The organism is Microbacterium sp. Se5.02b (assembly GCF_019464375.1).
Classification (GTDB): domain Bacteria; phylum Actinomycetota; class Actinomycetes; order Actinomycetales; family Microbacteriaceae; genus Microbacterium.
In genome coordinates this window covers 2,634,174-2,661,155 of sequence record NZ_CP080491.1, presented here as the reverse complement: position 1 = coordinate 2,661,155, position 26,982 = coordinate 2,634,174, and the positions used below count along the sequence as shown (strand labels likewise).

Annotated in this window: 23 protein-coding genes and 5 pseudogenes; 24 read left to right on the top strand and 4 right to left on the bottom strand. The window is 68.9% G+C overall.

What is annotated here, in order from left to right; genetic code table 11:
* Window positions 1-26 precede the first annotated feature (26 nt).
* The 3 genes from ftsE (at window position 27) to smpB (ending at window position 2,581) form a co-directional block, all read left to right on the top strand.
* The gene (gene ftsE, locus K1X59_RS13160) at window positions 27-1,130 is read left to right on the top strand and encodes a cell division ATP-binding protein FtsE (RefSeq protein ID WP_220173466.1); all 1,104 of its coding nucleotides are present in this window, start codon (window positions 27-29) and stop codon (window positions 1,128-1,130) included.
* The gene (gene ftsX, locus K1X59_RS13155) at window positions 1,127-2,041 is read left to right on the top strand and encodes a permease-like cell division protein FtsX (RefSeq protein WP_183150428.1); all 915 of its coding nucleotides are present in this window, start codon (window positions 1,127-1,129) and stop codon (window positions 2,039-2,041) included. The genes ftsE and ftsX overlap by 4 nt, the downstream gene beginning before the upstream one ends.
* A 63-nt stretch (window positions 2,042-2,104) precedes the next feature.
* Window positions 2,105-2,581 (top strand): SsrA-binding protein SmpB, encoded by a 477-nt coding sequence (smpB, locus tag K1X59_RS13150; RefSeq protein WP_183150427.1) that lies wholly within the window; start codon window positions 2,105-2,107, stop codon window positions 2,579-2,581.
* A 10-nt stretch (window positions 2,582-2,591) separates the two neighbouring features.
* Here smpB and K1X59_RS13145 read toward each other — a convergent pair whose 3' ends face one another.
* Entirely contained in the window at window positions 2,592-4,082 is a 1,491-nt protein-coding gene (locus K1X59_RS13145) for a prolyl oligopeptidase family serine peptidase (protein ID WP_258566840.1), read from the bottom strand.
* A gap of 563 nt (window positions 4,083-4,645) precedes the next feature.
* On the opposite strand from K1X59_RS13145, the gene K1X59_RS13140 reads away from it, so the two are divergent.
* Entirely contained in the window at window positions 4,646-5,593 is a 948-nt protein-coding gene (locus K1X59_RS13140) for a methylenetetrahydrofolate reductase (protein WP_220173464.1), read from the top strand.
* A gap of 21 nt (window positions 5,594-5,614) precedes the next feature.
* A pseudogene (metE, locus tag K1X59_RS13135) lies at window positions 5,615-7,922 on the top strand (5-methyltetrahydropteroyltriglutamate--homocysteine S-methyltransferase).
* A gap of 66 nt (window positions 7,923-7,988) precedes the next feature.
* Here metE and lexA read toward each other — a convergent pair.
* Complete coding sequence (gene lexA, locus K1X59_RS13130) at window positions 7,989-8,675, bottom strand: transcriptional repressor LexA (protein ID WP_029262496.1); 687 nt, start codon at window positions 8,673-8,675, stop codon at window positions 7,989-7,991.
* A gap of 287 nt (window positions 8,676-8,962) precedes the next feature.
* Between lexA and K1X59_RS13125 the strand changes: the two genes are divergently transcribed.
* The 6 genes and pseudogenes from K1X59_RS13125 (at window position 8,963) to K1X59_RS13100 (ending at window position 13,353) form a co-directional block, all read left to right on the top strand.
* Complete coding sequence (locus K1X59_RS13125; protein ID WP_183150425.1) at window positions 8,963-9,331, top strand: LysM peptidoglycan-binding domain-containing protein; 369 nt, start codon at window positions 8,963-8,965, stop codon at window positions 9,329-9,331.
* 54 nt (window positions 9,332-9,385) lie between these two features.
* Window positions 9,386-10,479: pseudogene (locus K1X59_RS13120) on the top strand (histidinol-phosphate transaminase).
* A 70-nt stretch (window positions 10,480-10,549) separates the two neighbouring features.
* Window positions 10,550-11,092 (top strand): imidazoleglycerol-phosphate dehydratase HisB, encoded by a 543-nt coding sequence (gene hisB / locus K1X59_RS13115; RefSeq protein ID WP_258567222.1) that lies wholly within the window; start codon window positions 10,550-10,552, stop codon window positions 11,090-11,092.
* Window positions 11,089-11,724, top strand: a complete 636-nt coding sequence (gene hisH / locus K1X59_RS13110; RefSeq protein WP_183150424.1) for an imidazole glycerol phosphate synthase subunit HisH — start codon at window positions 11,089-11,091, stop codon at window positions 11,722-11,724. The genes hisB and hisH overlap by 4 nt, the downstream gene beginning before the upstream one ends.
* Window positions 11,725-11,827: 103 nt before the next feature.
* Window positions 11,828-12,573 (top strand): annotated as a pseudogene (priA, locus tag K1X59_RS13105) (bifunctional 1-(5-phosphoribosyl)-5-((5-phosphoribosylamino)methylideneamino)imidazole-4-carboxamide isomerase/phosphoribosylanthranilate isomerase PriA).
* A pseudogene (locus tag K1X59_RS13100) lies at window positions 12,557-13,353 on the top strand (SseB family protein). Before priA ends, K1X59_RS13100 begins: the two co-directional pseudogenes overlap by 17 nt.
* 39 nt (window positions 13,354-13,392) lie before the next feature.
* Here K1X59_RS13100 and K1X59_RS13095 read toward each other — a convergent pair.
* Window positions 13,393-13,791, bottom strand: a complete 399-nt coding sequence (locus K1X59_RS13095; protein ID WP_183150423.1) for a DUF1844 domain-containing protein — start codon at window positions 13,789-13,791, stop codon at window positions 13,393-13,395.
* 223 nt (window positions 13,792-14,014) lie between these two features.
* Between K1X59_RS13095 and infC the strand changes: the two genes are divergently transcribed.
* The 3 genes from infC (at window position 14,015) to rplT (ending at window position 15,354) form a co-directional block, all read left to right on the top strand.
* On the top strand, window positions 14,015-14,668 hold the full coding sequence (gene infC / locus K1X59_RS13090; RefSeq protein ID WP_183150422.1) for a translation initiation factor IF-3: 654 nt from the start codon (window positions 14,015-14,017) through the stop codon (window positions 14,666-14,668).
* A 72-nt stretch (window positions 14,669-14,740) separates the two neighbouring features.
* Entirely contained in the window at window positions 14,741-14,935 is a 195-nt protein-coding gene (rpmI, locus tag K1X59_RS13085; protein WP_017828564.1) for a 50S ribosomal protein L35, read from the top strand.
* A 32-nt stretch (window positions 14,936-14,967) separates the two neighbouring features.
* Window positions 14,968-15,354: a 50S ribosomal protein L20 gene (gene rplT, locus K1X59_RS13080; RefSeq protein WP_017202428.1), complete on the top strand. Its 387-nt coding sequence runs from the start codon at window positions 14,968-14,970 to the stop codon at window positions 15,352-15,354.
* Here the strand turns inward: rplT and K1X59_RS13075 are convergent.
* Complete coding sequence (locus K1X59_RS13075; RefSeq protein ID WP_220173463.1) at window positions 15,329-15,814, bottom strand: DUF2809 domain-containing protein; 486 nt, start codon at window positions 15,812-15,814, stop codon at window positions 15,329-15,331. The two genes, rplT and K1X59_RS13075, sit on opposite strands and share 26 nt — an antisense overlap.
* A 57-nt stretch (window positions 15,815-15,871) precedes the next feature.
* On the opposite strand from K1X59_RS13075, the pseudogene K1X59_RS13070 reads away from it, so the two are divergent.
* The 10 genes and pseudogenes from K1X59_RS13070 to pheT all read left to right on the top strand — a co-directional run bounded on the left by K1X59_RS13070 (window position 15,872) and on the right by pheT (window position 26,927).
* Window positions 15,872-16,683, top strand: a pseudogene (locus K1X59_RS13070) (TrmH family RNA methyltransferase).
* 36 nt (window positions 16,684-16,719) lie between these two features.
* Entirely contained in the window at window positions 16,720-17,391 is a 672-nt protein-coding gene (locus K1X59_RS13065; RefSeq protein WP_183150420.1) for a response regulator transcription factor, read from the top strand.
* Window positions 17,392-17,394: 3 nt separating this feature from the next.
* A complete protein-coding gene (locus tag K1X59_RS13060; protein ID WP_183150419.1) occupies window positions 17,395-18,771 on the top strand; it encodes a HAMP domain-containing sensor histidine kinase in 1,377 nt (458 codons plus the stop codon).
* Window positions 18,768-19,730, top strand: a complete 963-nt coding sequence (locus K1X59_RS13055; RefSeq protein WP_244632000.1) for a TAXI family TRAP transporter solute-binding subunit — start codon at window positions 18,768-18,770, stop codon at window positions 19,728-19,730. Before K1X59_RS13060 ends, K1X59_RS13055 begins: the two co-directional genes overlap by 4 nt.
* Before the next feature lie 252 nt (window positions 19,731-19,982).
* The gene (locus K1X59_RS13050; RefSeq protein WP_396652543.1) at window positions 19,983-20,732 is read left to right on the top strand and encodes an amino acid ABC transporter ATP-binding protein; all 750 of its coding nucleotides are present in this window, start codon (window positions 19,983-19,985) and stop codon (window positions 20,730-20,732) included.
* Window positions 20,733-20,796: 64 nt separating this feature from the next.
* Complete coding sequence (locus tag K1X59_RS13045) at window positions 20,797-21,714, top strand: glutamate ABC transporter substrate-binding protein (RefSeq protein ID WP_183150417.1); 918 nt, start codon at window positions 20,797-20,799, stop codon at window positions 21,712-21,714.
* A 79-nt stretch (window positions 21,715-21,793) separates the two neighbouring features.
* A complete protein-coding gene (locus K1X59_RS13040; protein WP_183150416.1) occupies window positions 21,794-22,441 on the top strand; it encodes an amino acid ABC transporter permease in 648 nt (215 codons plus the stop codon).
* Entirely contained in the window at window positions 22,438-23,340 is a 903-nt protein-coding gene (locus tag K1X59_RS13035) for an amino acid ABC transporter permease (protein ID WP_183150415.1), read from the top strand. Before K1X59_RS13040 ends, K1X59_RS13035 begins: the two co-directional genes overlap by 4 nt.
* A 42-nt stretch (window positions 23,341-23,382) precedes the next feature.
* The gene (gene pheS / locus K1X59_RS13030) at window positions 23,383-24,423 is read left to right on the top strand and encodes a phenylalanine--tRNA ligase subunit alpha (RefSeq protein WP_183150414.1); all 1,041 of its coding nucleotides are present in this window, start codon (window positions 23,383-23,385) and stop codon (window positions 24,421-24,423) included.
* Complete coding sequence (gene pheT / locus K1X59_RS13025; RefSeq protein ID WP_220173462.1) at window positions 24,423-26,927, top strand: phenylalanine--tRNA ligase subunit beta; 2,505 nt, start codon at window positions 24,423-24,425, stop codon at window positions 26,925-26,927. Before pheS ends, pheT begins: the two co-directional genes overlap by 1 nt.
* Window positions 26,928-26,982 lie beyond the last annotated feature (55 nt).

The window sequence follows — 26,982 nt, the reverse complement described above, 5'->3', positions numbered from 1 at the left end:
AGGGCCGCGCTTAGGCTCGAAGCGCCATGATTCGGTTCGAGAACGTCACGAAGCGCTACCGCGGGACGTCGAAGCCCGCCCTCTCCGGCGTCGACTTCGAGGTGCAGCGCGGGGAGTTCGTCTTCCTCGTCGGAGCGTCCGGCTCCGGCAAATCCTCCTGTCTGCGCCTCATCCTGCGCGAAGACGTGCCCACATCGGGTCGCGTCGCCGTCCTCGGTCGGGACCTGCGCGCGCTGGCGAACCGCAAGGTGCCGTACTTCCGGCGCCACATCGGCTCGGTGTTCCAGGACTTCCGGCTGCTCCCGTCCAAGACCGTCTTCCAGAACGTCGCGTTCACGCTGCAGGTCACCGGCTCCTCCCGCGGCTTCATCCAGCAGGCGGTGCCCGAGGCTCTCGCTCTCGTGGGCCTCGACGGCAAGCAGAAGCGCATGCCGCACGAACTCTCCGGCGGCGAGCAGCAGCGCGTCGCGATCGCCCGCGCGCTGGTGAACCGTCCGCAGGTGCTCCTCGCCGACGAGCCGACCGGCAACCTCGACCCCGCGACCTCCGTCGACATCATGCAGCTGCTCGCGCGCATCAACGCGGGAGGGACGACGGTGTTGATGGCGACCCACGAGGCAGGCTTCGTCGACCAGATGCAGCGTCGCGTGATCGAGCTGCGCGACGGCGAGATGGTGCGCGACGAGGTGCACGGCGGGTACGGAGACACCTCCAACATCCCGCGGCTCGTGCCGGAGGAGGTGCGCGGGGCCGCCGCGGCCGCCGCTCTCACCGCCGTCCAGGAGGTGCAGCGCCAGACCGCCGACCTCTCGGTCGTCCGCGCCGCCCTCGCCGAGGAACTCAGCATGCAGCGCAAGGCTGCTGCGGCCGGTGAGCGCGCGACCGACGACCCGGGCACCGCGCCGACTCCCGCTCCTTCGCAGACCGTCGAACCGCCCGAGCAGTCGCCGGCGACAGACGGCGCCTCGCCCGCGAACGTCGTGGAACCGCCCGAGGCGACACCTCCGGCTGTGGTCCGCCCCCGCACCCACCCCATCACGCTGCCGACCATCGACGTCGCAGAGCTCGGGGTCGCGGACCGTCTCGGCCTCTCCGACGAAGACGACGAGGAAGTGGGCCCGACCTCATGAGATTCGGTCTCATCCTGACCGAGGCCCTCGGCGGGCTCCGGCGCAACATCTCGATGGTGATCTCCGTCATCCTCGTCACCTTCGTGTCGCTGACGTTCGTCGGTGCGGCGATCCTGATGCAGGCGCAGATCGGCGTGATGCGCGGGTACTGGGCGGAGCGCGCGCAGGTCGCCGTGTACATGTGCTCGTCGGTGTCCGAATCCGACACCTGCATCGACGGCGCGGCCAGCGAGGAACAGGTCGCCGCCGTCCGCGCACAGCTCGAAGGCGATGCCCTCGCGCCCCTCATCAGCTCCATGACCTTCGACACGAAGGAGGAGACGTACGCCAAGCTCGTCGCCCAGCTCGGCGAGGACCAGGCGAGCGTGCTCACCCCGGATCAGGCGTTCGAGGTGTTCTTCGTCACGATGAAGGACCCCGGTCAGTCGCAGGTGCTCGCGGAGGCCTTCAGCGGACAGGCGGGCGTCGAGCAGGTCAAGGACCAGCTGCAGTATCTCGAGCCCCTGTTCTCTGCGCTCACCGTGGCGACCTATATCGCGGTCGGAATCGCGGTGCTCATGCTCATCGCCGCCACACTGCTCATCGGCACGACCATCCGATTGTCGGCGTATGCGAGACGCAAGGAGATCGGCATCATGCGCCTGGTCGGCGCATCGAACCGCTTCATCCAGACGCCGTTCGTCCTCGAGGGCGTGTTCGCCGCATTCCTCGGATCGGCTCTCGCCAGTGCCGCGGTCGTGGCCGGCATGCACTTCGGGGTCGACGGCTACCTGAGGGGACGGGTCCCGTTCATCACGACCTGGGTGACGATGCAGGACGCGGTGCTCGTCGTGCCCGTGCTGATCGGCATCGGCGTCGTGCTCGCCGCGCTGTCCGCCGGGTTCGCGATCCGGCGCTGGCTCCGCACCTGATAGCCTGAAAGGCTGCTCGACCGGAAAGATCGGCCGAGCTCGTCACGGCAACAGGAGAGCATCATGCCCAGGGAACGCGGAGAGAAGGTCGTCGCGACCAATCGTCGCGCACGTCACGACTACACGATCGAGAAGTCGTACGAGGCGGGGATGGTACTCACCGGCACCGAGGTCAAGTCGCTGCGCCAGGGCCGCGCGAACCTCAGCGACGGGTACGCGTTCGTCAAGGGCAACGAGGTCTTCCTCGACGCCGTGCACATCCCGGAGTACTCCCAGGGACACTGGACGAACCACTCGGCCAAGCGCATCCGCAAGCTCCTGCTGCACCGCGAGGAGATCGCGAAGATCGCGCACGCCGTCTCGGCGGGCGGATACACGCTCATCCCGATGAAGCTCTACTTCTCCGACGGCCGCGCGAAGGTCGAGATCGCCCTCGCCAAGGGCAAGCGCGAGTACGACAAGCGCCAGACCCTGCGTGAGCGTCAGGACACCCGCGAGGCCGAGCGCGCCATGCGCCTGCGCAACCGCGTGGGGGAGTAGCGCGAGGTCGTCACAGGCGCGGTTCGAAGCCGAACACGCGTCCGAGGAAGGTCAGTTCCCGTTCGAGCGCATCGATGATGTTCTCGGCGCTGCGGAAGCCGTGACCCTCGGTCGGATACAGGACGTACTCGTGATCGATGCCACGGGCGACGAGGGCGTCGCGGATGGCCTCGGACTGCGTCGGCGGCACCACGCGGTCTTCTCCGCCCTGCAGCAGGAGCACCGGCACGGCGATCCGGTCGACGTGGGTCAGTGGCGATCTCTCGATGTACACGTGCTCGTACGAGGGCAGCGGTCCGACCAGGCCGTCGAGGTACGACGCTTCGAAGTCGTGGGTCTCCGCCGCCAGCATCCGCAGGTCTGCCACGCCGTAGCGGCTCATCCCGGCAGCGAATGCGCCGCCGCGCACCAAGGCCGACAGCACGGTCCATCCGCCGGCTGAGCCACCGCGGATGGCGATGCGTGCGGCGTCGGCGAGCCCCGCATCCGCGAGCCCGCGGGCGGCGGCGATCACGTCGTCGACGTCGACGACGCCCCACTGCCCGTCCAACCGCTCTCGGTAGTCGCGGCCGTAGCCGGTCGAACCGCCGTAGTTCACGTCGAGCACCCCGACGCCGCGGCTCGTGTAGAAGGCGATGGTCGTCGAGGATGCGCCGGTGACGTGCGCGGTCGGTCCGCCGTGCACCAGCACGACGTACGGGGGCAGCTCGTCATCCGGCGCTTGGGCCCCGGGGTTCGCGGGTGGATAGGCGAAGGCATGCACGGTGCCGTGCGGGCCCTCGACCTCGATCGGCAGGGCGCGGGGCATCCACTCCGGCTCGACGGGCTCACCGCCGCGCACTGCGACGACCTCCCCGGAGTCGACGTCGACGCACCAGAGACCTGGCGCGACGACGGAGCCGTTGCCGGAGAGGAGGACGCGCGTGCCGTCGACGTCGTCCACGCTCACGTGGCCGTCGGCGGGGACATCGAGAGGACGGGCCGCACCATCGGGATCGATCACGACCACCGCGTCGCGGCCGTTCGTGCGGACGGCGACGATCCGTCCGTCGTCCAGCAGCTGGTACCAGCGGTTCCCGAGGACCCAGAGCCCGTAGCCGGTGTCGGCGTCGACAGCCGCGAACGGCTCAGGATCCGCCGTCGCTCCGTTCCCGTCGATCGCGACGCGGTGCAGGGCCCACCGGCCACTCGGGTCGTCGGCGAACAGAAGCTCCGCATCCGTCCGCCACTCGGGCTGCAGTGCCGCGTGCGAGGGGATCGTGCGGGCTTCTCCGCCTGCGAGTGCCGCGACGCGCACCTGGGCGGATTCCCACGGCATGCGACCGCGATCCCAGGCCACCCACGCGACCCGCTCGCCGTCGGGGGAGAGCGCGGGGTGGGCGAAGAACCCGTCGCCCTCGGAGACCACACGGATCGCCGAAGCGTCTTCGGCGGCCGAGCCGTCGAGCGGGATCTCGACGATCGCGCGAGTGTGCGGCTCTGTCGACAGGTCTTCGCGCACGGCGAGGAGGTGGCCGCCCTGAAGGCGCAGCCCCCGTGCGAGGGGCCGGGAGATGTGAGCGGAACGGGCTCTGCCCCGGCGTGAGCCGCCACACGCGCTGATCGCCCGCATCCACGAAGTACAGGCCGCCGACCGCATCGCTCGTCCAGGCGCCGCCTCCGTACTCATGCACCCGGGATCGCGCGCTCCACGGTGCGGGGAGGATCTCCGCACCGGACGAGCTCCGCACCGTGACCCGACCCTTCTCGGACGGGACGGACTCGCCCCACCAGATCTCGGAACCGACGAAGCGGGCGCCGTCGATCCGAGGGGAGGAGGCGGCGACGGACGCGGCGGAGAAGGGCGAGGACCAGGAACCGTACGGGGACGACATGCCTCGAGCCTATGCGGCGATGACACACGACGTCACACACGTGCACGGACCCTCCGCCGTGTTCTAGGTTTCTGGAAACGCACCGGTTCGCCCCGGAGCGTGGAGCGACAGCCGAGCCCGGCACCCGCCCGCGAACGACGCCATCTGTGTCGTGCGCGGTCCCCGGCCCGCCTTGTCCCCAGGAGAGAAGATGTCTTCCGAGACTGAGACCTCAGGCACCCCTCGAGTGCCCTTCTCCTTCGAGCTCTACCCTCCGCGTTCGGAGTCGAGCGAGGAGGCGCTGCACGAGACCGTGCTGCGCCTCGCCGCAGCAGGACCCGACTTCCTCTCCGTCACCTACGGCGCCGGCGGTTCGACGGGCGGCCGCTCGCTCGACGTGCTGCGCTTCATCAGGGAGCGCACGGATGTCGAACCGCTCGCGCACCTGACCTGCGTCGGCAACACCTATGCGGGCGCGGCGACGCTCATCCGCGAGTTCCTCGACGCCGGCATCCTCAGCTTCCTCGCCCTGCGCGGCGATCCGCCGGTCGGCCAGACCGAGGGGTACCTCGGCGACCTCGAGAGCGCGGCTCAACTCGTGCAGCTGATCGACCGCGTGCAGGCGGAGCGGGCTCCCTACGAGGAGTCCCCGGTGCCGGGCTTCCCCCGTGCGGCGCGCGTCGATCCGCGGCGCAAGGTGAACATCGCGGTCGCCGCGTTCCCCAAGGGGCACCCGCGCGCGACGCACCGGACGCAGGATGTCGAGGCCCTCCTCGCCAAGCAGGCCGCGGGTGCGACCTTCGCGATCACGCAGCTGTTCTTCCACCCCGACGACTACCTCGCATTCGTCGAGCGCGCTCGTGCCGCCGGGGTGTCGATCCCGATCCTGCCCGGCATCATGCCGATCACCTCGCCCGCCCGTCTGAAGCGCGTGCTCGAACTCACCGGAGAAGACCTCCCGAGCGAACTCGCGATCGCGCTCGACGTCGAGCCGACGGCGCAGGGCCGTCGCGAGATCGGGATCGAATGGGCCGCCCGGCTCGCCCGCGACGTCGTGGCCGGAGGCGCGCCGGGCGTGCATCTCTACGCGTTCAACCAGCACGAGACCGTCCTCACCGTCCTCGCAGAAGCCGGCATCCTCCCGGCTCTGCGCCACTGAGCCCCGCCGAAAGGAAACACCATGACCGCATTCCCTGAGGGCACCGTCCTCGGTTACCCCGTATCGGCCGTCGCCGCGAGCTCAAGAAGGCCGTCGAGGCGTTCTGGGCGGGTCGCATCGACGAGCAGGAGTTGGAGCGCACCTCCGCCGAGCTGCGTGCGGCGACACGCGACCGTCTCGCTGCCCTCGGGCTCGGACGCGACGACTCGGCCATCCCGGAGTCGTTCTCGTACTACGACCAGGTGCTCGACGCCGCCGTCACCGTCGGCGCGATCCCTGCGCGCTTCGAGAGCCTGCGTGCTGCAGACGGCACCGTCGGTCTCGCCGCGTACTTCACGATCGCCCGCGGCGAGGGGGACCGCGCGCCGCTCGAGATGACGAAGTGGTTCGACTCGAACTACCACTACCTGGTGCCCGAGATCGGTCCGGAGACCGTGTTCTCGCTCTCCAGCGAACGGCTTGTCGGGGAGGTCGCCGAGGGCATCGCCGCCGGCTTCGTGACCCGCCCGGTGGTCGTCGGTCCGGTGACGCTGCTCGCGCTCGCGAAGGCGTCCGACGATGCCCCGGAGGGCTTCGACCCGCTCTCGCGTCTCGAGGATGTGCTCCCCGTGTACGTCGAACTGCTCGCGAAGCTCCGCGCCGCAGGCGCGGAGTGGGTGCAGCTGGACGAGCCGGCGCTCGTGAGCGAGTCCCTTCCCGCGGACGTCGCGCAGCTGTCGGAGGCGGCCGCGCGAGCGCTGGCTGTGCTCGGCGGTGCGAGCGATCGCCCGTCGATCCTGGTCGCCGCTCCGTACGCCGAGCTCGGCGCGGTGTTCCCGGTGCTCGCGGCAGCGCCGGTCGAAGCCATCGCCGTCGACCTCGTGCGCGGGGGCGTTCCCGCCGCGGCGGCCGGCCTCGAGGGCAAGACCCTCGTCGGCGGCGTCGTCGACGGACACAACATCTGGCGCGGTGACCTCGCGAAGGCCTTCGGTGCGCTCGAAGAACTCCGCGCGCTCGGTGCGCCCGTCGCGGCAGCCACATCGACCTCGCTGCTGCACGTGCCCCACGATGTCGCGGACGAGTCGCAGCTCGACGCCCGATTGGTCTCCTGGCTGGCCTTCGCCGATCAGAAGGTCGAGCAGGTCGGTGTTCTCGCCCGTGGCCTCGTGGCGGGACGAGGCGCGATCGCCGCAGAGCTCGATGCGGCGTCCGCAGCACTCGCGGACCGCCTCACCGCCCCTGGCGTCCGTGACGGTGCCGTGCGTCAGCGCGCGCTGGGGGAAGCTGACTTCTCCCGCGTCTCGTACGAGGAGCGCGAGGTCGCGCAGGAGGCGCTGGGTCTTCCCGCGCTGCCCCTGACGACGATCGGCTCGTTCCCGCAGACCGGCGACATCCGTCGGGCCCGCGCGCGCTTCACGCGGGGGAGATCCCGGCAGAGGACTATGACGACTTCCTGCGCCGCGAGGTCGCCAGTGTCGTCTCGCTGCAGGAGGACCTCGGTCTCGACGTGCTGGTGCACGGCGAGCCCGAGCGCAACGACATGGTGCAGTACTTCGCCGAGAACCTCGACGGTTTCGCAGTCACGGAGAACGGCTGGGTGCAGTCCTACGGCTCCCGTGCCACGCGTCCCTCCATCCTGTGGGGCGACGTCTCGCGGCCGGCGCCGATCACGGTCGACTGGTCGACCTATGCGCAGTCGTTGACGACGAAGCACATGAAGGGCATGCTCACGGGACCCGTGACGATCCTCGCGTGGTCGTTCGTGCGCGATGACCAGCCGCTGGGCGAGACCGCGAACCAGGTGGCCTTGGCGCTGCGCGACGAGATCACCGATCTCGAGAGGGCCGGCATCGCGATCATCCAGGTCGACGAGCCCGCGTTGCGCGAGCTCCTGCCCCTGAAGAAGGCAGACCAGCCGGCGTACCTCGACTGGTCGGTGGCATCGTTCCGCCTCGCCACGGGCGGTGCTGCCGCCGGCACACAGGTGCACACCCACCTGTGTTACTCCGAGTTCGGCGTCGTGATCGATGCGATCCGCGCCCTGGATGCCGACGTGACCTCGATCGAGGCGGCACGCAGCCGGATGGAGGTCGTCGCCGACATCGCGGAGGTCGGCTTCGACCACGGCATCGGGCCCGGCGTGTACGACATCCACTCGCCGCGGGTGCCTACTGTCGAGGAGGTCGAGTCACTCCTGCGCCGGGCGGTCGAGGAGATCCCGACCCGTCAGCTCTGGGTGAACCCGGACTGCGGCCTGAAGACCCGTGGATACGACGAGACGACCGCGTCTCTGCGCAACATCGTTGAGGCGACCCGTCGCGTGCGTGAGGACGTGAACGTCACGGCCTGATCCGCCCGTACCGCGCGAAGGCCCTCCCGGATTCCGGGAGGGCCTTCGTCGTGAAGCGGCGGAGCGTCAGACGGCGCGGAGCACGGCCACGACCTTGCCCAGCACCACGGATTCGTCGCCGAGGATCGGTTCGAAGGAGGAGTTGCGGGGGAGGAGCCAGGTGTGGCCGTCGCGACGGCGGAGCACCTTGACCGTGGCCTCGCCGTCGAGCATGGCGGCGACGATCTCGCCGTTCTCCGCATTGTTCTGCGACCGAACGACCACCCAGTCGCCGTCGCAGATCGCGGCATCGATCATGGACTCGCCCGACACCTTGAGCATGAACAGGTCTCCCTTGCCGACGAGCTGGCGCGGGAGGGGGAAGATCTCCTCGACCTGCTGGTCCGCCGTGATCGGCACGCCGGCCGCGATCCGGCCGACCAGGGGGACGAGGGCGGCGTCTCCGACGGGAGTCGCCACATCGGCCGGGTTCTCACCGCTCGCCCCTGGGAGGTCGATCAGGACCTCCATGGCCCGCGTCTTGCCGGGGTCGCGGCGCAGGTAGCCGCTCAACTCGAGCTGCCCGAGCTGGTGCGTGACGCTCGAGAGGGACTTGAGGCCGACGGCGTCGCCGATCTCGCGCATGCTCGGCGGATAGCCGTGGTGCGCGATGGAGTTCTGGATGACCTCGAGGATCGCCATCTGCTTCGGGCTCAGGCTCTTGCGACGGCGCGTCCGCGGTGCCTCCGACTCGGGGGCCGAGTTCTCGCTCATGGTGCTCCTTAAGTGCGGTGATCCGACGTCGCTCTTCGAATGTCGGAGGCCCGTGGTGGGGTGTTCTTGTCGAAACCGTATCCGAGAATCGGCGCGATCTGGAAGATCTGTTCGAGCGTGTCGCCCGAAAAGCGGAGGTGGTTTCGAAGAATACTTGACAGATGTTCGAACTCGAAGATATCTTCGGTACGTAGCTTCGCATTCACGGCTCCCGGCCGAGTCGGGAATGCGAACGCTACGCCAACTTCCCCGAGGCTCCGGCCGAGGGACAGGCTAAGGAGCACGACATGAGCAGCATCAGCTTCAGCACCGCAGCGGTCATCCCGGCGCAGGCCCGACCGGCCACGCGACTCCGACTGACGGCGCGTGGACGTGGCGTGCTGCTCGCTCTCGCCTCCCTTCCTCTGGCCGCCGGCATCGCGTTCGCGGCACTCAGCGGGGGCAGCGCCGCCGCCTCCGGGGCGGATACGGCGGTCGCCGCGGTCGAGACCGTGACGGTCATGCCGGGAGACACCCTCTGGTCGATCGCCACCGCTGTCGCTCCGAACTCCGACCCCCGAGACGTCATCGGCGAGATCAGCCGCATGAACCTGCTGCGCAGCGGTGGACTCCAGGTCGGCCAGGAGCTCGCGATCCCGGCGGAGTACACGAACTGAAGCCTCGCGGGAGGCGACGCGACGTTTCGTCATCCGCACGACCAGCCGCTTAACATGGGGAGGGTGACCTTCTCCCTCAATGATCTTCCTCTTCGTGATGATCTTCGCGGTCTGACGCCCTACGGTGCACCGCAGGCGCCCCTCCCGATCGCGTTGAACGTGAACGAGAACACGCATCCGATCCCGGATGCCGTCGCGAGCGACATCCTCGACGACATCGCGGTGGCGATCCACGAGGTCAACCGGTACCCCGACCGGGAGTTCACGGCACTCCGGGAGGCCTTCGCCGAGTATCTGGGGCACGGCCTCTCCGCGGACCAGATCTGGGCGGGCAACGGATCGAACGAGGTGCTCCAGCACATCCTGCAGGCCTTCGGAGGGCCGGGGCGCACCGCGTTCGGCTTCGCACCCACGTACTCGATGTATCCGCTCATCACGCAGGGGACCGGGGCCCGTTGGATCGCCGGCACGCGGCAGCCCGACTACACGATCACCCCGAGGAAGCCGCGGAGCAGGTGCGCGCCGCCGACCCCGACGTGATCATCCTGTGCACGCCCAACAACCCCACGGGCACTCCGCTCGGACTCGATGTCGTCGAGGCCGTGTACGAGGCCGCTCGAGGGATCGTGATCGTCGATGAGGCCTACCAGGAGTTCGCGCCCCACGACGCCCCCTCGGCCCTGACGCTCCTCGACGGGCGTCCTCGCCTCGCGGTGTCCCGCACCATGAGCAAGGCGTTCGCCTTCGCCGGGGCGCGGGTCGGATACCTGGCGGCCGACCCCGCGTTCATCGATGCGCTGCGTCTGGTGCGCCTGCCGTATCACCTGAGTGCGCTCACGCAGGCGGCCGCGGTCGCGGCACTGCGCAATGCCGACGTGATGCTCGGGATGGTCGAGGAGATCGTCGAGCAGCGCGACCGGATCACCGCGACTCTCGAAGCGCTCGGCTATGCACCGCACGAATCGTGGTCGAACTTCGTCCTCTTCGGCGGGGTGGCGGACCCGCACACGACATGGCAGCAGCTGTACGACCGCGGCGTGCTGGTGCGCGATGTCGGGATCCCCGGACACCTCAGGGTGAGCGCGGGCACCGAGGCCGAGACCACGGCGTTCCTCGATGCGCTGGCCTCGATAGGATCGGCATCATGAGCACCCCGTAACGACGCCGCGCACCGCGAGCCGTGTCCGCAGCACGTCGGAGTCCACCGTCGAGCTCGAACTGAACCTCGACGGCACGGGTGCGAGCCGCATCGACACCTCGGTGCCCTTCTTCGACCACATGCTCACGGCCTTCGCGAAGCACTCGCTCACCGACCTCACCGTGCGCGCTTCGGGCGACACCGACATCGACGCGCACCACACGGTGGAAGACGTCTCCATCGTGCTCGGCCAGGCGATCCTGGAAGCTCTCGGCGACAAGTCCGGGATCTCCCGCTACGGTGACGCGCTCGTGCCGCTCGACGAGGCCCTCGCGCAGGCGGTCGTCGACATCTCCGGTCGGCCGTACCTCGTGCACAGCGGCGAGCCCGCGGGATTCGAGCACCACCTCATCGGGGGCCACTTCACGGGATCGCTGGTGCGTCACTCGTTCGAGGCCATCACGTTCAACGCGGCGTTGACGGTGCACGTGCGCGTGCTGGGCGGACGCGACCCGCATCACATCGCCGAGGCGGAGTACAAGGCCTTCGCCCGGGCGTTCCGCCAGGCCAAGGCGCTGGATCCGCTGGTCGAGGGCATCCCCTCCACCAAGGGGGCACTGTGAGCAGGACGCCCCGGGTCGCGGTCTTCGACTACGAGTCGGGCAATGTCCACTCGGCGGTCAAGGCGCTGGCCGCGGCCGGAGCGGATGCGGTGCTGACGCGCGACCGCACGGCGGCGCTCGAGGCCGATGGGCTCCTGGTTCCGGGCGTCGGTGCGTTCCAAGCCGTCCGCGATGCGCTGCACGCGCACGGCGGCGACGAGATCATCGATCGGCGATTGGCCGGAGGCCGCCCGGTGATGGGCATCTGCGTCGGCATGCAGGTGCTCTTCGCGCACGGCGTCGAGCGAGGGCACGACACCGAGGGCTTGGGCGAGTGGCCGGGAGCCGTCACCGAGCTCAATGCGCCGGTGCTTCCCCACATGGGCTGGAACACGGTCGAGCCCGGAGCCGACAGCGTCCTGTTCCGTGGACTCGAGGAGGAGCGCTTCTACTTCGTGCACTCCTACGCGGCGCAGTCGTGGGAGCTCGATGTCATCCCTCCGTTCCCCGAGCCTGTCCTCACCTGGACGACGTATGGCGATCCGTTCCTCGCTGCCGTCGAGAACGGGCCGTTGTCGGCGACGCAGTTCCACCCGGAGAAGTCGGGTGAAGCGGGCATCCAACTGCTGCGCAACTGGGTCGGGAGTCTCTGACCCCGACCGTCGACGTCATCCGTTTTGTCAGCCGCCCGTCGGCGGACTACCCTCGGTTCTCGTGCCCGGTCCGGGCCGCTGACCTTCCCGATGCAAGGACCCCATGAACGACTTCGCGCAGTCCCCCTCGCTCACGCTCCTTCCCGCGGTCGATGTCGCCGGGGGAAAGGCCGTCCGCCTCACCCAGGGTGAGGCCGGGTCCGAGACGAGCTACGGCGACCCGCTCGACGCCGCAGGGGAGTGGGCAGCGCAGGGCGCGAAGTGGATCCATCTCGTCGACCTCGACGCGGCATTCGGGCGTGGCAGCAATGCACCGATCCTGCGCAAGGTGATCAAGCAGTTCAAGGGCGTGAACATCGAGCTCTCCGGCGGCATCCGCGACGACGCGACGCTGGAGGCGGCACTCGAGAGCGGCGCCACCCGGATCAACCTGGGCACGGCAGCGCTGGAGAACCCCGAGTGGGCGGCCGATGTCATCGGCCGTTTCGGCGAGGCGATCGCGGTCGGCCTGGATGTGCGGGGCACGACGCTCGCCGCCCGCGGCTGGACCAAGGAGGGCGGCGACCTCTGGGAGGTGCTCGAGCGCCTGGAGGATGCCGGCTGCAGCCGCTACGTGGTCACCGACGTCACCAAGGACGGCACGCTCCGCGGCCCCAACCTCGAGCTGCTGAGGGAGGTCACCTCGCGCACGCCGAAGCCGGTCGTCGCGTCCGGCGGCATCTCGAACCTCGACGACATCGCGGCCCTCCGCGATCTCGTACCCTCGGTGTGGAAGGTGCGATCGTCGGCAAGGCTCTCTATGCCGGCGCGTTCACCCTGGCTGAGGCACTGGATGTCGCCGGAGACTGACGGGCACGCCTGCGGGCCGGAGTCGCACAACCACGGCGACTCGGCCGGAGTCCCGTGGGAGGGACGCAGCTTCGAGTCGAACCCGCACGCGGCGGATGACGGCTCCGCCGATCCCGCGCTGCTCTCCGCGCTCCTGCGTTTCCGCGCGGGGGAGGGCAGTCAGGTCGAGGTCGTCGACGCCTTCCGTTCCGCTCGCGTGCTGATCCCGCTGATCGCCGAGAAGGGCGAAGAGGGCGTCGCGCCGAACGGGCTCGCCGTCGACAAGACGCAGGAGCTGTCGATCGTGACGGTGGCCGCTCCGGATGGGCGCCGCGTGCAGCCGGTGTTCTCCTCGGTCGACGCGATGCAGAAGTGGGACCCCGCCGCGCGGCCCATCCCGGTCGAGGCGCTGCGTGCCGCGCTGGCCGCGTCGGCCGAAGACACCGATCTGATCGTGCTCGACCCGACCTCCGACACGGAGTTCGTGATCCGGCGGCCCGCGGTGGGGCGATCGCCCAGGAGCACCCCTGGGAGCCGAGCTTCCTCTCCACCGAGGTGTACACCGCGCTCCAGGAGAGCGTGGCGCACGAGTTGGCGGTGATCGACGTCGCTGTGGCATCCGGTGACCCCGATGCCCGCCTGCGCGGCCCCGAGCTGATCGTGATCCTGGAGCTCGTGGACGGCCTCGAACGCGAAGTGCTCGACGCGGTGATGTCTCGTCTGGCTCAGCGCTGGGCATCCGACGACCGGATCGCCGTGCTCGCGGACTCCCTCACCGTCAAGCTCCGCCGCAGCGCCTGACCGCAGCTTCTCGCCAACCTCCGGCGCCCGCGCGCCGTCTCATGTGACCGGGCCGGTCCACTTCTCGCCCGGGCCCTTGCCGATCGGGTCGGGGATCGCGGATGCTTCGCGGAACGCGAGCTGCAGCGACCGGAGCCCGTCTCGCAGCGACCGTGCATGCATGTCGCTGATCTCCGGTGCGCCGGCGGTGATGAGGCCGGCCAGCGCGTTGATGAGCTTGCGGGCCTCATCGAGGTCGAGCTGTGCCGCGGCATCCGGATCGTCGGCGAGGCCGAGCTTGACGGCGGCCGCGCTCATGAGGTGCACGGCGGCAGTGGTGATCACCTCGACCGCGGGGACATCGGCGATGTCTCGGGTGGCCGACGATGCGGCCTCCTCCTGACGTGCCCAGCGCTCTTCGCGCTCGCGTGCAGCCTCGTCCGGTGCCTGGTTCGTCACGTGCCTTGCTTTCTGTTAGACTTTGGCGGGCTTCGGGGCGTCACGCTCCGAATCGAAAGAGGATTCATTTCCCACCCGCGCTTGCCGTTCAAGGCTACCGGGTCTTGCACTCCACCGGTTCCGTCCCTGCGACGAAACCGGCAGACAGGGTGTGGAGCCGGCGTCTGAATGCCGGTGGGTGGGGGACGATTCCGATTTCGCCCGTGATGCAGACAGCATCGCGGTGGCCGAGATCACATCGTCTAAGGAGCTCCGCATCAGCGATCCCCGTACCAATGAGCGCATCCGCGTCCCCGAGGTCCGCCTCGTCGGCCCCGCGGGTGAGCAGATCGGCGTCGTCCGCATCGAGGCTGCACTGCGCCTCGCGCAGGAAGCCGATCTCGACCTCGTCGAGGTCGCCCCCAACTCGAAGCCGCCCGTCGTCAAGATCATGGACTACGGCAAGTTCAAGTACGAGGCCGCCCAGAAGGAAAAGGAAGCGCGCCGCAACCAGGCGAACACGATCCTCAAGGAAGTCCGCTTCCGTCTGAAGATCGAGGCTCACGACTACACGACCAAGCTGAAGCGTGCAGAAGGCTTCCTCAAGGCCGGCGACAAGGTCAAGGCCATGATCCTGTTCCGCGGCCGCGAGCAGTCGCGCCCCGAGCAGGGTGTGCGTCTGCTGCGCAAGTTCGCCGAGGACGTCGCCGAGTTCGGCACCGTCGAGTCGAACCCGACCATCGACGGTCGCAACATGGTCATGGTCGTCGCTCCGCTGAAGAGCAAGTCCGAGGCCAAGCAGGAGCAGAACGCCGTCCGTGACGCGCAGCGTGCCGACAAGAAGCAGGCCGCGCGCGAGGCGAAGAGCGAGTCCGCAGCTTCCGCACCGGCGGAGTAACCCCGCCCCCAGAACTCCCGCACCGCGGGTTGACACCGTCGCCTGAGAAGGCGCCATACGAAGGAAGAGAAGATGCCGAAGCAGAAGACCCACTCGGGTGCTAAGAAGCGCTTCAAGATCACCGGCAGCGGAAAGCTGAAGAAGCAGCAGGCCGGGATGCGCCACAACCTCGAGCACAAGTCGAGCCGTCGCACCCGTCGCCTCAACCAGGACCAGGTGCTCTCGAAGGCCGACACCAAGGTCGCGAAGAAGCTTCTCGGTCGCTGACGCGTCCGACGCACGAATAGGAACACAGGAAAATGGCAAGAGTCAAGCGGGCGGTAAACGCCCACAAGAAGCGTCGCGTCATCCTCGAGCGCGCCTCCGGATACCGCGGACAGCGTTCGCGCCTCTACCGGAAGGCCAAGGAGCAGGTCATCCACTCCCTGGTCTACTCGTACCGGGACCGTCGCAAGCGCAAGGGCGACTTCCGTCGTCTCTGGATCCAGCGCATCAACGCCGCTGCCCGCCAGAACGGCATGACCTACAACCGCTTCATCCAGGGCCTCGGCCTCGCGGGTGTCACGGTCGACCGTCGTATGCTCGCCGACCTCGCGGTCAACGACGCTGCCACGTTCACGACCCTGGTCGAGACGGCGAAGAAGGCTCTGCCCTCCGACGTCAACGCACCGAAGTCGGCTGCGTAAGCACCTCTTCACACAGGGCGCTCTCCTTCGGGAGGGCGCCCTGTGGCGTCTCTCGGCTCCGCGCCGGCCATCGCCCGGCTGACGGCGCCGTCGGTGAGAGCCGTCGCCGCGACGGCCACGGCGTACACGACGATGTCGCGCGCATCGAAGCCGGAGCCGAGGACGAGCGTGGTCGGAGGGAAGACCGACGCCAGCTCGCGGGGAGACCCGTGAGCTGCAACAGCTCGACGGCGGCGCACACGGCGAACGCGATGACCGCCACCGCAGCGGGATGAGCCCGTGGCGCGACGAGCGCGACGAGCAACGAGATCAGCACCGCGTAGAGCGCATCTCCCGCAATATCGCCCGGGACGCCGGTCACGGTGCGATGCACGATCAGTCCGGCCGCGACGGTGACGGCGGCGAGGACGAGGAGGACGATCCGCCGTCGAGCGATCGGCGTCACGGCATCCGCTCTCATGGGGGCATGCTATCTCGATGGTGCGGGAACCCGTCGTCGGTTCCCTAGACTGTGATCGTGCTGGAGAACCCCCGCTCACCCCGAGTCCGTGCCGTCGCGAAGCTGACCAAGCGCAGTGCGCGAACCGAGACCGGACTGTTCCTTCTGGAAGGCCCGCAGTCGGTCCGCGAGGCGCTCGTCTATCGTCCGGAGGCGATCGTCGAGCTGTTCGCGACGCCGAACGGCTGGGAGAAGCATCCCGACATCCGTGCGCGCGCGGCCGAGGCGGACGTCGACGTCGAGTTCGTGACCGAGTACGTGCTCAATGCGATGGCCGACACGGTCACTCCGCAGGGGCTCGTGGCGGTGGTGCAGCAGACGCCGACGTCGGTGCGTGACATCTTCGATGCGTCGCCGCGATTGGTGGCGATCTGCGAGGAGGTGCGGGACCCAGGGAACCTCGGCACGATCATCCGTGCCGCGGATGCCGCAGGCGCCGACGCCGTGGTGCTGACCGGTCGTACCGTCGACCCCTACAACCCGAAGGTGGTGCGGGCCACGACAGGTTCGCTGTTCCACCTCCCGGTCTCGATCGGGGAGACCTGTCCGACGTCGTCGATCGTGCGCACGCGGCGGGGCTGCGCATCCTCGCGGCCGACGTCAAGGGCGACGACCTGTTGAAGGCGCGGGCCGACGGCGTGCTGGCGGAACCCACGGGTTGGCTCTTCGGCAACGAGGCACGAGGGCTCGAGGACGACGCTCTCGCACTCGCCGACCAGGTGCTGCGTCTGCCCATCTTCGGCAAGGCCGAGTCCCTCAACCTGGCGACGGCAGCGAGCGTGTGCCTGTACGAGAGCGCGTTCGCGCAGCGGGCGCTGTCGCTCGACTGACGTTCCGACCGACGAAGGAAGCGGGAAGCGGGGTCGATGAGGATTCTGATCGTCGAGGACGACGACCGGGTCGCCGGTGCGCTGGAGGCCTTCCTCGCGCGATCCGGCTATGCCACGGTGCGGGCCGCCGACGGGGCAGCCGCGTTGGAGCTCCTCGGCGCGGACACCGAGGTCGTCCTCCTCGACCTCGGGCTGCCCGACATCGACGGCGTCGACCTCTGCCGTCGGATCCGCGGACGTTCCGAGGTTCCGATCGTGATCGTCACGGCACGCAACCAGGTCGCCGAGCGCATCAAGGGGCTGCGCGCCGGTGCCGACGACTTCGTGGTGAAGCCCTACGACGTGCACGAGCTGCTCGCCAGGATCGAGGCGGTGACGCGACGCTCGCGGCCGATGCGTCCCGAGTCCGACGCGCGGGTGCGGCTTCTCGACGGCGCGCTCGAGATCGACCTCGTGTCGCGTCAGGTGCTGTCGGACGGCGTACCGGTCGACCTCACCCGCAAGGAATTCGACATCGTCGCCGTCCTTGCACGGTATCCCGGTGTGGCGGTTCCGAAGGAGCGCCTGATCCGCGAGGTATGGAACACGGATTGGCGCGGATTCGGGCACTCCCTCGAGGTGCACGTCGGGGCGATCCGCAAGAAGACCGGCGCCCGCGGCGTAATCGAGACGGTCCGCGGCGTCGGCTACCGGCTCGCAGGATCCTGAGCCATGCGTCGCCGTCTGGTCATCGTGTTCCTCGTCCCCCTCGTGGCGATCCTCGTCGCCCTCGGCGGCGCGGCAGGCTGGAGTGCGGCCGGGAGCGTGCAGCAGTCGTTCTACACGCAGCAGCTCGGTGACCTCGGGTACTTCGTCACGAGCGCCCGCCAGGCGCTGCGGTCGGGGAGCGCGACGGTGATAGACGCCGAGGTGAGGCGGTTCCGAGAGGTGTACGGCATCGACGTCACCGTGTTCGACCTGGGCGGTGGCGTCTGGGCCTCCGGCGATCAGGACGCGGCGGCGCTCACGGACGAGGACGCGGAGCGGGTCAGGCTCGCTCTCTCCGGGCGTCGAGCGGAGCAGCCTGCAGCGGTGTACCCCTGGTCGGTCGCCGACGCCGCTCTCGCCGAACCGGTGTTCGACGATGGCGACGTGATCGGTGCGGTGATGGTCGCGGGCGATGTCGATGCTCCCCGTGCCGCCATCCTGCAGCAGATCCTGGTGATCTCCGCGATCGCGCTCGTCCTGATCGCGCTCGGGGTGCTGCTGGTGTTCCGCCTCGCCCGCTGGGTGCTGTCGCCGGTCGGACGACTCGACGAGGCGATGGTGGCGATCGAGCGCGGCGAGATGGACGCGCGGGTCGCGGAGGATGCCGGTCCGCCAGAGCTGCGACGGATGGCGCGTGTCTTCAACGGCATGGCCGACGAGATCGAGAGGGTGATGACGCGGCAGCAGGAGTTCGCGCTGAACGCGTCACACGAACTGCGCAATCCGCTCAACGCCCTGCTCCTGCGGGTCGAGCATCTGGCCACGGGACTGGGCACGGAATGGCGTGAGGATGTGGAGGAGACGAGGGAGGAAGGCCGACGGATGACGCGCATCCTCGAGACGCTCCTCGGACTCGCCAGAGGAAGCAGGGGTGATTCGCCGATGTCCGCGGTCGATCTGTCGACCCTGGCGGCTCGTCGCCGCGATGCCTGGCGCGATGTCGCCGGGAACCGTGGCATCACCCTGGTGGGGTCGGGGGAGGCCTCTGTGATGAGCGTGACCGACAGGACGATCGTCGAGAGCGCCCTCGACGCGGTGATCGACAACGCCGTGAAGTTCTCCCCGGATGGCGCGCCGATCGAGATCGGCGCGCAGCGGGAGGGCGGGGTCTGCCGCATCACGGTCCGCGATCACGGCCCTGGGCTCAGCGAAGAGCAGGCGGCGGCGGCGACCGGCCGGTTCTGGCGAAGTGCCGAGAGCGAGGACACGCCCGGCACGGGGCTCGGGCTCGCCATAGCGAGCGATCTGCTGGAGACGGTCGGTGGCGAACTGACGGTCGCGGCGGCTGCGGACGGTGGACTCGTCGTCGCCCTGCAACTGCACGACAGGACCACCCCGTGAACGTCGGGGTGCGGCGGGTGATCGCCGGGGCCATGGCTCTCGCGCTGCTGGGGGCCTTGGCGGCGTGCACCCAGCGGGCGAGCGAATGGACCGACGCGGAGTACGCGATCGCCAGCGGCGGATCGACGGGCGTCTACTACGACTACGGAAGCCATCTCGCGGCCGTGCTCTCCGGCGAGCTGGATGTCCGGATGACCGCCCTCGAGACGGCCGGTTCGGTGGACAACCTGCTGCGCGTGAGTTCGGGAGAAGCGCTGGTCGGTTTCGCACAGGGAGACGCCGCCGCAGATGCCGTGGCAGGGGCCGGGGCGTTCGAGCATCCGCTGGAGGTGCAGGCCGTGGCTCGTCTGTACGACGAGTACGTGCAGGTCGTGGTGCGCGGCGACTCGGAGATCGCGGACATCGGTCATCTCGCCGGGCGCACGATCTCGCTCGGCGCCGAGAACTCCGGGGTGAACGTGATCGCTGCGCGCGTCCTCGATGCGGCCGGTGTCGACCTCGCGTCGGTCCGCAACCCGAGGTTCGACCTCGGAGAGTCGATCCGCGCGATGGAACAGGGGGAGATCGACGGATTCTTCTGGGTCGGCGGGCTCCCCACCCCCGGCGTCTCGGAACTCGCCCAGGTGACGGCGGTGCGCCTGCTGCCGATCGAACAGGAATGGGTCGACCGTGTCAACGAGCGATACTCCGATGCGTATCGCCCCGCCGATGTGCCGGCCGGCACCTACGGCCTGACGGACGCTGCGACCACGATGGCGGTTCCGAACTATCTCGTCACTGCGTCCTCCACCCCCGACGGCGTGGTCCGCGACATCCTGACAGGCCTGTTCGACGCCCGGCTGCGGATGGCCGGTCAGGTGCCGACCGCGGCACTGCTGGACCGCCGCTCGGCGATTTTCACCGGCCCTGTTCCCCTGCATCCGGGGGCGATCGACTACTACCGGGATCTTCGCGGCTGACGGCTCAAGAAATCCTCAAGAAGTCTGACACGGGGGCCGCCTTCTGCCAGTGTGAGGGCGATCGCACACGATCGGAGGCCTGCCGCTTCACTGTCGCTGGGAGTGCAGCAGCGGGATGATCCCGCGGCCCGAGGGGGCGGGCCGTGGGGTGCCCATGCAAGGCAGCATTGGCACCGCGATCAGGTGATTACGAACGTGTAAATCTCACCGGAGTGCCTGGAACCACGCGTACGACGTGGCTAGTTTGGAGAAATGATGACCTCTGGTACACCCCTCGTCGTTGTCGAGAACGTTCAGAAGCACTACGGCGACTTCCAGGCGCTCGCCGACATCGATCTGACGGTCAACTCCGGCGAGGTCGTCGTCGTGATCGGCCCGTCCGGTTCCGGCAAATCGACCCTGTGCCGCACCATCAACCGGCTCGAGACCATCACGAGCGGATCCATCCTCATCGACGGCAAGGAACTGCCTGCCGAGGGCAAGGGCCTCGCCACGCTCCGTGCGGACGTCGGCATGGTCTTCCAATCGTTCAATCTCTTCGCCCACCTCACGATCCTCGAGAACGTGACCCTCGGTCCGATCAAGGTCCGCGGCCTCAAGAAGGCGGATGCCGAGGCCGAGGCGATGCTGCTCCTCAAGCGCGTCGGCGTGGACCAGCAGGCCTCGAAGCTGCCGGCACAGCTGTCCGGCGGGCAGCAGCAGCGCGTCGCGATCGCCCGTGCGCTCGCGATGCAGCCGAAGGTGATGCTGTTCGACGAGCCGACCAGCGCGCTCGACCCCGAGATGATCAACGAGGTCCTCGACGTGATGGTCGAGCTCGCCCATGAGGGCATGACCATGATCGTGGTCACCCATGAGATGGGCTTCGCACGCAAGGCGGCCGACCGCGTCGTCTTCATGGCCGATGGTCGGATCGTGGAGGAGGCGACTCCCGAGGAGTTCTTCACGAACCCGAAGAGCGACCGTGCCAAGGACTTCCTCTCGAAGCTCCTCACGCACTGAGCGCCTGACCTCAGCCCCTCGTACCCCACAGACCCTGCACACACAGCACACGAAGGAGACGCACATGCGACGCACACGGACACTGGCAGGCATCGGAATCGCAGCGGCGGCGCTGCTCGCCCTGACGGCCTGCAACAGCGGAACCCCGTCGAGCACGGGAGCGCCGGAGGACGGCGGCGACGACGACGCGTCCAGCGCCACGCCCTGGACGGTGTTGACGGACGTCAGCATCGACGGGAGTCCGACGTTCGACCGGATCTCGTCGTCGGGCACGGTCAAGGTCGGCGTCAAGGAGGACCAGCCGGGTCTGGGCTACCTCGACCCGGTCACCGGCGACCGCACCGGCTTCGACGTCGACATCGCCCGCTGGATGGCGGCCTCGCTCGGGGTCGACCCGGAGAAGATCGAGTTCACGGCGATCGCCTCGGCGAACCGCGAGCAGGCGATCGTGAACGGCGACATCGACTACTACGTCGGGACCTACTCGATCACGGACAAGCGCAAGGAGCAGATCTCCTTCGCCGGCCCCTACTTCGTCACCGGACAGGGCCTCCTCGTCGGCGCCGACAGCGACATCGAGAGCGTGGACGACCTGGACGCGTCGACCATCGTCTGCTCGGCCACCGGCTCCACGCCGATCCAGAACATCAAGGAGAACTACCCCGAGGTGAAGACCAAGGAGTACGACACCTACTCGAAGTGCGTCGAGGACCTCAAGAGCGGCCAGGTCGACGCCGTCACCACCGACGAGGCGATCCTCATCGGCTACGCGGCCCAGGACCCCGACAAGCTCAAGGTCGTCGGAGAGCCCTTCAGCGAGGAGCGCTACGGCATCGGCGTGGCCAAGGGCGATGACGCGCTTGTCGAGTACTTCAACACGCAGCTGACCGACGGCGGAGACATCTGGCAGCAGATCTTCGACAACAACCTCGGCGCGTCCGGCGTCGAGGCGAAGCAGCCCGAGGTCGACCCGGTCGGTTGATTCAAGGGGGCGGCCGACACCATCGGCCGCCCCTTCATCGGCAGGGCCATCGCGAGAACACGAATCGACAGGAGCAGCTGTGGGAGTCATCAGCGACCACCTCGACCTCTGGGGTGAAGCACTGTGGGGCACGATCGTGCTGTTCCTGGGCGGCGGGCTCATCGCCCTGGTACTCGGACTGATCGTCGGCGCGGCCAGGGTGTCCCCCGTGCCGATCGCCCGGGCGGTCGGCGGCGTCTACGTCAATTGGATCCGCAACACGCCGCTCACACTCGTCATGTTCTTCTTCGCGTTCTGCCTGCCGCTCCTCTTGGGGGAGCGCGTGAACCCGCTGATGTTGGCGGTCAGCGCCCTCGGCATCTACACCGCGACCTACGTCGCGGAGGCGCTGCGCGCCGGCATCAACACGGTGCCGGTGGGGCAGGCCGAGGCGGCACGGGCGATCGGCCTGAACTTCGGTCAGGTCATGCGCTACGTCGTGCTACCGCAGGCGACACGCTCGGTGGTTCCTCCGATGATGAGCGTCCTCATCGCCCTGATGAAGAACACCACGGTGGCCGCGGGCTTCTCCGTCGTCAACCTCGGCACCATCCGGGCGTCGCTGAGCGAGCGGGGTGAGAACGCGCTGGCTGTCCTGCTGTGGGTCATGGTCGTCTTCGTGGTCCTGGTGCTGCTGCTCGGCTGGCTGCAGCGCGTACTCGAGAACAAGTGGAGGATCGCACGATGACTTCCGTCCTCTTCGACGTCCCGGGTCCCCGTGCCGTCGTCCGGAACCGCCTCATCGGCGCGCTCACGGTGCTGGTCGTCCTGGCCGTGCTCGGCTGGGTCGTGTGGCGCCTGTTCGCCACCGGACAGTTCACCGCGGAGAAGTGGAACATCTTCACCTTCTCGGCCGTCTGGGTTCGGTTCGGCGAAGGACTCCTGGCCACGCTGGCCGCTTTCGCCGTCGCCGGTGTCGGATCCATCGTCCTCGGCTTCCTCCTCGGCGTCGGACGCCTCTCCGAGCACGCCTGGGTGCGCGAACCCGTCCGCTGGATCATCGAGGTGCTTCGGGCCGTGCCCGTCCTCATCCTCATGATGCTGCTGTATTACGGCCTTCCCGTGATCGGTGTGAAGATGCCGCCGTACTGGGCGGTCGTCATCGCGCTGATCGTCTACAACGGCTCCGTGCTCGCCGAGGTGCTGCGCGCGGGGATCGAGTCGCTGCCACGGGGACAGAAGGAAGCCGGATACGCGATCGGACTGCGCAAGACAGGAGTGATGTACTTCATCCTGATCCCGCAGGCGGTCCGGGCCATGATGCCCGTGATCATCGCGCAGCTCGTCGTCGCGCTGAAGGACACCGCGCTCGGATTCATCATCACGTACCAGGAGCTGCTCTACGTCATCAACCAGATCGGCAACCAGGCGCCCTACGGCTCCCCGCTGATCCCGGCGGCGATCGTCGGCGGATCGATGTACGTGGCCGTGTGTCTCCTGCTCTCCTACATCGCGTACCGTCTGCAGCGCCGAGCCAAGCGCTCGCCGAAGGCAGGACCTGCGGTGCCGGATCCCCGTCAGCACGGAGGCGAGACCAACACCTCGCTCATCGTGCTGCAGGGCGACGGGTCTGAGGCGCCGCGCTGATCCGCGAAAGGCACCCGCGCGCCCCCGGTAGACTCGATTCTCGTGTCAGAGTCTCCTGAAATCACCCCGGAAGCGGTCGAAGCCGCCGTCGCCGACGCCCTCGCGGCGATCGCCGCCGCAGCCGACACCGCCGAGCTGAAAGCGGCGCGTGCCGCCCACGTGGCCGAGGGATCGCCGCTCGCGGTCCTCAACGCCTCGATGCGCCAGGTCGCGCCCGAGAACAAGGCCGCGTTCGGCAAGCTCGTCGGCCAGGGGCGTGGACAGGTCACCCAGGCGCTCGCCGCCAAAGAGGCCGAGCTCGCCGCCAGAGAGGTCGCCGCGCGGCTCGAGGCGGAGCGCGTCGACATCACCGCCCTCCCGTCGCGCACCCGCGTCGGCGCCCGTCACCCGCTCACGCTGCTCCAGGACCAGGTGTGCGACATCTTCGTCGGGATGGGCTGGGAGATCGCAGAGGGACCGGAGCTCGAGCACGAGTGGTTCAACTTCGACGCCCTGAACTTCGACGTCGACCACCCTGCGCGTCAGGAGCAGGACACGTTCTACGTCGACCCCACCTCGCGGCACCTCGTGATGCGCACGCACACGAGCCCGGTGCAGGTGCGCTCGATGCTCGACCGCGATGTGCCCATCTACGTGCTGTGCCCCGGACGTGTCTACCGCACCGACGAGTTCGATGCGACGCACCTGCCGGTGTTCACGCAGTTCGAAGGCCTCGTGATCGACAAGGGCATCACGATGGCGCACCTCAAGGGCACGCTCGACCACTTCGCGCGCCAACTGTTCGGACCGGAGGCGAAGATGCGCTTCCGCACGAACTACTTCCCCTTCACCGAGCCGTCCGCCGAACTCGACCTGTGGCACCCGACCTTCAAGGGCGGCGCCCGCTGGATCGAGTGGGGCGGCTGCGGCATGGTCAACCCGAACGTGCTGCGTGCGGCGGGGATCGACCCCGAGGAGTACAGCGGCTTCGCGTTCGGCATGGGCATCGAGCGAGGGCTCATGTTCCGCAGCGACGTGCAGGACATGCGCGACATGGCAGAGGGTGACGTTCGGTTCAGCGAGCAGTACGGGATGGTGGTGTGATGCGCGTCCCGCTTTCGTGGTTGCGTGAGTACGTCGACGTGGCGACGGACGCCACCCCCGAGGATGTCCTCGCGGCGCTGGTGACCGTCGGCTTCGAAGAGGAGGACGTGCACCGCTTCGACATCACCGGTCCCGTCGTCGTCGGTCAGGTCGTCTCACTCGAGGCCGAGCCGCAGTCCAACGGCAAGACCATCAACTGGTGCCAGGTCGATGTGGGCGAGGCGCACGGCGGTGTCCGCGGGATCGTCTGCGGCGCCCACAACTTCGTCGCCGGCGACAAGGTCGTCGTGACCCTCCCCGGTGCGGTGCTGCCCGGTCCGTTCCCGATCGCCGCGCGCAAGACCTACGGTCACGTGTCCGACGGCATGATCGCCTCGGCACGTGAGCTGGGCCTCGGCGACGAGCACAACGGCATCGTCGTGCTGTCGGACCTCGGCATCGACGCGCCCGTCGGCACCGACGCGATCGCCCTGCTGGGCCTGGACGACGTGGCGGTCGAGATCAACGTCACGCCCGACCGTGGCTACGCCTTCTCGCTGCGCGGCGTCGCCCGTGAGTACGCGCACGCCACGGGGGCAGCCTTCCGCGACCCCGCGGAGCGCGACTTCGCCGAGCTGCAGCCCGGAAGCGGGCACACGACCGTCGTCGACGACGTCGCCCCCGTGCGCGGCCGCGTCGGCGCGAGCGAGTTCGTGACGCGCGTCGTGCGGGACGTGGATCCCTCGCGCCCGACTCCGCCGTGGATGATCGCGCGGCTCAGCCTCGCGGGCATGCGCTCGTTGGGCGTGCTGATCGACATCACCAACTACGTCATGCTCGAACTGGGGCAGCCGCTGCACGGCTACGATCTCGACAAGCTCGCGGGAGGCATCACGGTTCGCCGCGCCACCCCGGGCGAGAAGATGACCACGCTCGACGGGGTGGAGCGCGCCTTGCACGTCGAAGACCTGCTCATCACCGACGGGTCCGGCCCGATCGGTCTCGCCGGCGTCATGGGCGGCGGCACCACGGAGATGAGCGACACGACGAAGAACGTGCTCATCGAGGCGGCGACCTTCGATCCGACGACCATCGCCCGCACCGCGCGCCGACACAAACTGCCCAGCGAGGCCTCCAAGCGGTTCGAGCGCGGGGTCGACCCGCTCATCCCGTTCGTGGCCGCTCGCCGTGCCGCCGACCTCATGGTCGAACTCGCCGGCGGGACGCTCACGGACGAGGGCGGCGCGCTGTTCGCCGAGGTCTTCGTCCCCGAGATCGAACTGCCGGCCGATTTCGTGCCGGGGCTCATCGGTGTCGACTACACCGACGAGGAGATCGTTCGTGCGCTGACGACGATCGGAGCAGAGGTCTCGGACGCCGACGGCGGCTGGACCGTGATCCCGCCGACCTGGCGACCCGACCTGACCGACAAGTGGACGCTCGCCGAGGAGGTCGCCCGCATCCACGGCCTCGACCGCATCCCGTCGGTGCTGCCGACCCCGCCGTCCGGACGTGGCCTCACCGCGCACCAGCAGGGCCGACGCCGAGTGGCCGACGCCTTGGCCGCTGCGGGACTCGTGGAGACCCCGGCGTTCCCGTTCACGACCGAGGCGCAGAACGACCTCCACGGCTCCGCGACGGGCGCGCACCTGCCGAGCATCCGTCTGGCGAACCCGCTCGACGGGCAGGCGCCGTATCTGCGTCGCTCGCTGATCCCCGGCCTGCTGCAGACCGCGCACCGCAACATCTCGCGCGGACTCATCGACCTCGCGATCTTCGAGACCGGCGTGGTGTTCCTCCCCGAGCCCGGCGTCGAGTACGGCACCGACGACGTTCCTCCGCTGGGGGCACGTCCGTCGGACGAGACCCTCGCGGCGCTGAACGCATCGATCCCGCCGCAACATCGACACATCGCGGCGGTCCTGACCGGACACATCGCGCCGCGCCAGCCCGGCCGCCCCGCCGAGCCTGCGGGGATCGTCGAGGCATTGGACGCGGTGCGGGTGATCGCTGCCGCAGCGGGTGTCGACATCGACGTGGTGCAGTCCGAGCGTGCCGCCCTCCACCCCGGTCGGACGGGCTCGCTCCTGGTCGCCGGCGAAGAGGTCGGCTACGTCGGCGAACTCCACCCCGCGGTCGCAGAGGACGCAGATCTCCCCGGACGCGCGACCGTCTTCGAGCTCGACCTGGATCGGGTGCTCACGCTCGCGAGCGGTCGGGTCGTCGCCGCCTCGCTGTCGACCTTCCCTGCGGCGACGCAGGACGTCTCTCTCACGCTCCCGGCCGACGTGGCCGCCGCGGATGTCCAGGCGGCGCTCGCCGAGGGCGCCGGTGCGCTGCTGGAAGCCGTGCGACTCGTCGACGACTACCGTGGCGACGGCGTGCCGGAGGGGTCGAAGAGCCTGACCTTCGCCCTGCGCTTCCGCGCCGACGATCGCACGCTCACCGCGGCCGAAGCGACAGCGGCCAAGCTCGCCGGTGTCGAGGTTGCTGCGCAGCGCTTCGGGGCCGCCCTGCGCGACTGAACCCGGCACAGAGTGCGCGGCGCCCCAGACGGGTGCCGCGCACTTTCGCGTGGCG